Here is a 4,368-nt window from a genome sequence, read left to right as displayed (position 1 = left end):
CGCGATTTCGCGGAGCTGTTCGCCGTGCTGATCCGCGACTACGAGGCGCGAAGGGCGCAGGACAGCGACCCGGCCTGAACCCCCTCGGGGGGGGGGGGGGGCCCGCCGCCCCCCCCCCGCGAGGGGCCCCCCCCCCGACGCGCGGCCCACCCCCCCAACTATCCGCCGCGCGCCTATCTCTCGTGGGGGCCGGGGGGGCCGGCCCCGCCCCCGCCGCGTCTCGGAACCGGGCGGTTCCGTCCGCATCGGCTGCCCGCACTCCGGGCAGGCCAGCAGTCCGGCGACCTCGGCCAGTGCCGAACTAGCTGGTGACACTCTTCAGTTCGTCACCGAGCGCAGCGGCTTCATCCGGCGTGAGTTCTACGACCAGACGCCCGCCACCCTCGAGTGGAACCCGCATCACGATTCCACGCCCTTCTTTGGTTGCCTCGAGGGGACCGTCCCCGGTGCGGGGCTTCATGGCCGCCATCCTCTGCTCCCTCCAGATCTGCGCGGTTTTCTGCGCACTTTCTTGGAACTACAGTTGTCACCAACCAGGTAGCTCACCGGTATTCGGCGAGCTACACCGAACCTATTCTTCCCTATCGCCGATCATGGCGGATACCTGAGTTCGAAATGTGATCGCGGCGGCGGCGCGATGCGCGTCACCGCCCACCCAGCAATCGGCCAGATGATCGTCGACCATTCCGGTGGCCTGCATCAGCGCGTAGGCCGTGGTCGGCCCGACGAAACGGAATCCGCGCCGCTTCAATTCTTTTGCCAGTGCCACGGATTCGGCGCTGGTGGCGGGGATTTCCGCGGGGTGCCGCGGCCGCGGCCGCGGCGGTGGCGCGAACGTCCAGATCAGCTCGTCCAACGGCGTGTCGAGCCCGGCGGCGACCCGCGCGTTGGCGATCGCCGCCTCGATCTTCGCCCGGTTGCGCACGATGCCGGAATCGCCCAGCAACCGCGCCACGTCCGTCTCGCCGAACGCGGCCACCCGCTCGACGCGGAAGCCGTCGAAGGCGCGGCGGAAGTGCTCGCGCTTGCGCAGGACGGTGATCCAGGCCAGCCCGGACTGGAAGGCCTCCAGGCACATGCGCTCGAACATGGCGTCCGGCCCGCGCAGCGGCACGCCCCACTCGAAGTCGTGGTAGTCGCGGTAGAGCCGGTTCGCGGGGGAATCCCGCTCGAACCGCGCCCAGGTGCAGCGCGGGTGGCCGTCGTCGGTCCACGCCTCGGTCACGGTGCCTGCCTGCCGTTGGCCACGGGCGAATCCGGGCGCGCGCCCCCGGTCGGCGGGACGGCCTCGCCGGGACCGGCCGCATGCCCCCGGCCGGTGCTGTCGACCGTGCGCGGGCGCGGGATCTCCCCGCTCACCGGGATACCCGCCGTAGCCCTGGCCTGGGCGAGTTCGGCCTGCAACTCGTCGATGCGGGCGGCCAGCCTGGCCAGCGCCCAGTCCACCTCGCCCGCCTTGTAGCCGCGCACGACCTGCTGGAAACGCAGCGCGCGCACGTCGGCGCCGGTGATGCCCTCGATGGGCAGGACGGTCGCGGTGGTGCCCTCGGGCAGCGGCCCCAGCTCCTCGCCGCGCCCGAACACCATGCTCGCCAGCAGGAACAGCACGCCGGCGACCACGCCGACGATCAGCACGTATCCCAGCAGCGTCAGCACGGCGCGCTCAGAGGTGCCTGGTGGTGTCGATGCCGAGCGACATGCCCGCCAGCCCGCGCCTGCGCACGGCCAGCTTGTCGGCCACCTCGCGCAGCGCCTTGGCCGCGGGGCTGTCGGGATCGCGCAGCACGATCGGGGTGCCCTCGTCGCCCGCCTCGCGCAGCCCCTGCTCCAGCGGGATCTGGCCGAGCAGCGGGACGGTCGCGCCGACCGCGCGGGTCAGGCTGTCGGCGACGGTCTGGCCGCCGCCGGAGCCGTAGAGCTCCATCCTGCTGCCGTCGGGCAGGTCGAGCCAGGACATGTTCTCCACCACGCCCGCGATGCGCTGGCGGGTCTGCAGGGCGATCGAGCCCGCGCGCTCGGCGACCTCCGCCGCGGCGGCCTGCGGGGTGGTGACCACCAGGATCTCCGCGTTCGGGATCAGCTGCGCGATGGAGATCGCGACGTCGCCGGTGCCGGGCGGCAGGTCGAGCAGCAGCACGTCCAGATCGCCCCAGAACACGTCGGCGAGGAACTGCTGCAACGCCCGGTGCAGCATCGGGCCGCGCCACACCACGGGCGTGTTGCCCTGGGTGAACATGGCGATCGAGATGACCTTCACGTCGTGGGCGATCGGCGGCATGATCATCCGCTCCACCTGGGTGGGGCGGGCGTCGGTGCCGAGCATCCTCGGCACCGAGTGGCCGTAGATGTCGGCGTCGAGCACGCCCACCGACAGGCCGCGTTCGGCCATGGCCGCGGCCAGGTTCACCGTCACGCTGGACTTGCCGACGCCGCCCTTGCCGGACGCCACGGCGTAGACGCGGGTCAGCGACCCGGGCTGGGCGAAGGGGATCACCGGCTCGGCCGAGTCACCGCGCAGCTGTTTGCGCAGCTCGGTGCGCTGCTCGTCGTTCATCACGTCGAGCTCGACGGTGACCGCGCCCGCGCCGGGGACGTCGGCCACCGCCTTCGTCACGCGCTGGACGATCTCGGTGCGCAGGGGGCAACCCGCGGTGGTCAGGTAGACCTCGACGTGGACATTGCCCGCGTCGTCGATGGCGATGCTCTTCACCATGCCCAGTTCGGTGATCGGCTTGCGGATCTCCGGGTCGTCGACCTTGGCGAGTGCGCCCCGTACGTCCGATTCCGTCAGCTGTGGCATGCCGGGAATTTTAGGCGTTCTAGATTCGCGGCAGCTGCGCGGGCTGGGGTGCGACCCCGTTGGCGTAGGCGTTCTCCCATGCCATGACGTTCGCGACGTAGGCCATCGAGTTGTTGTAGCGCAGGATGGCGCGGCTCTGCTGGGACAGATCGCGCATGTCCAGATCGCCGTGGCAGAGGTATTTGCCGGTGGGCAGGGCGGCGTCGTAGAGGTGCTGCGGGTCGGCGATGCCGTCGCCGTTGCCGTCGGCGGCGAAGCGCTTCCAGGTCTCGGGCAGGAACTGCATCGGGCCGACCGCGCGGTCGTAGCCGGTGAGCCCGTCGAGCGTGCCGCCGTCGCTGTCGTAGATGACCGCGTTGCCCGCCAGCGAGCCGTCGAGCACCGGGCCGTACACCGGCTTCAGCGGATTGCCGTCGGCGTCGGCCTTGCCGCCGAAGGCGTGGGTCGACTCGACCCGGCCGATGCCGGCCAGCAGCGTCCACGGCATGTGGCACTGCGGGTCCTCCGACGCCAGGGTCTGCTCGGCGGCGCGGTAGGCGGCCTCGGAGATGCCCGGCATGCCCAGCGTGCCCTTCGGCAGATCGGCGGCGACCCGATCACCGGACAGCGCAACGGTTTTCACCTGCGGCTTGGGCTTGGTGTGCTGGCTGGCCAGCGCGTGGGTGAGCTGCTCGTCGACGTCCATGGCCGCCGCGCCGAACATCTCGTTGTCCTCGGCCACCGGAAGCACGCCTGCTTCGCTGTCGAGGCTCGACGTGGCCGCGCAGGTGACCAGGCCGGCCGGAACCAATCCGGTGAGTGCGAGAACGGAACCGCGCTTGACCGGCGCGGGGGACTGCTTGCGATGACGCCCCACGGTGGGTGACCCTCCTCGAACACAGCACAACACGGCACGACACGGCTGAGAATCCGGTGCGGCACAACGCGAATCGCTGTTCGGCCCGCTCGTGGCACCGGGCTCCTGCGTGGACGAGGATGAGATTACAGCATCCGAGACCTTTTCGTTACACCTTCGTGATGTGTAACAAGCATGAAAGCGGCTATCCGTCGAAATTCCCCGGTACGGGCGAATTCCGCCCGATCCGATACGGGCCGTGATTCGGGATCGGCGCGGGAGGATTCGGCCCGGAGGGGTTCGGCCCGGCGGGGTCGGGTCGAACACGTCGGCGGCACGCACGTTCGCGGTCGGCCGCGGCGCATCGGTGCGATCGGAACGCCGCGATCGCTGTTCGACCGCCGACGAGGGCTGTCCGCTGGTGCATCCACAGCACGTGGACCGCGGTCGGTCGAGTGGCGCGCGACCGCACACCGGGAATAGCCGCGGGCCGCCCTGTCCACGGGGCGGCTCGGAACGGCGCAGGCGTGCCGGCGCACGCCGATCGCAGCCCGCACGCGTCCGGGGTGCGGGTGGTGTGGGCGGTCAGCCCTGCGGCGGGACCGGTGCGGGCGCGGGCAGCGGGATGGTGATGCCGAACGGCAGCGTGATGGCGGGCACGGGCGGCGGGGTCGGCTCGGCGGGCGCGGGCGCGGGCTCCGGTTCGGGCGTGGTGGCGACCTGCGGCTCGGGG

At 71.4% G+C, this 4,368-nt stretch carries 5 protein-coding genes; all 5 read right to left on the bottom strand.

What is annotated here, in order from left to right; translation table 11 throughout:
* Positions 1 to 301: 301 nt before the first annotated feature.
* The 5 genes from QH283_RS07885 to QH283_RS07865 all read right to left on the bottom strand — a co-directional run bounded on the left by QH283_RS07885 (position 302) and on the right by QH283_RS07865 (position 3,656).
* Positions 302 to 469 (bottom strand): DUF3117 domain-containing protein, encoded by a 168-nt coding sequence (locus tag QH283_RS07885; RefSeq protein ID WP_011211259.1) that lies wholly within the window; start codon positions 467 to 469, stop codon positions 302 to 304.
* 102 nt (positions 470 to 571) lie between these two features.
* Positions 572 to 1,225, bottom strand: coding sequence for a DNA-3-methyladenine glycosylase I (locus QH283_RS07880; RefSeq protein ID WP_280502360.1), 654 nt, complete (start codon positions 1,223 to 1,225; stop codon positions 572 to 574).
* Entirely contained in the window at positions 1,222 to 1,656 is a 435-nt protein-coding gene (locus tag QH283_RS07875; RefSeq protein ID WP_280502359.1) for a DivIVA domain-containing protein, read from the bottom strand. Before QH283_RS07875 ends, QH283_RS07880 begins: the two co-directional genes overlap by 4 nt.
* 7 nt (positions 1,657 to 1,663) lie before the next feature.
* Positions 1,664 to 2,800: an Mrp/NBP35 family ATP-binding protein gene (locus tag QH283_RS07870; RefSeq protein WP_280502358.1), complete on the bottom strand. Its 1,137-nt coding sequence runs from the start codon at positions 2,798 to 2,800 to the stop codon at positions 1,664 to 1,666.
* Between the two features lie 19 nt (positions 2,801 to 2,819).
* On the bottom strand, positions 2,820 to 3,656 hold the full coding sequence (locus tag QH283_RS07865; RefSeq protein ID WP_280502357.1) for a lytic transglycosylase domain-containing protein: 837 nt from the start codon (positions 3,654 to 3,656) through the stop codon (positions 2,820 to 2,822).
* Between the last annotated feature and the right edge of the window lie 712 nt (positions 3,657 to 4,368).

This window comes from Nocardia farcinica, assembly GCF_029867845.1.
Lineage (GTDB): Bacteria > Actinomycetota > Actinomycetes > Mycobacteriales > Mycobacteriaceae > Nocardia > Nocardia farcinica_A.
The sequence above is the reverse complement of the archived record's forward strand: the minus strand, read 5'-3'. Positions and strand labels throughout refer to the sequence as shown.

Coding starts and splice junctions, on each gene's coding strand:
- QH283_RS07870 (WP_280502358.1), bottom strand. CDS start 2,800: ATGCCACAGCTGACGGAATCGGACGTACGGGGCGCACTCGCCAAGGTC.
- QH283_RS07885 (WP_011211259.1), bottom strand. CDS start 469: ATGGCGGCCATGAAGCCCCGCACCGGGGACGGTCCCCTCGAGGCAACC.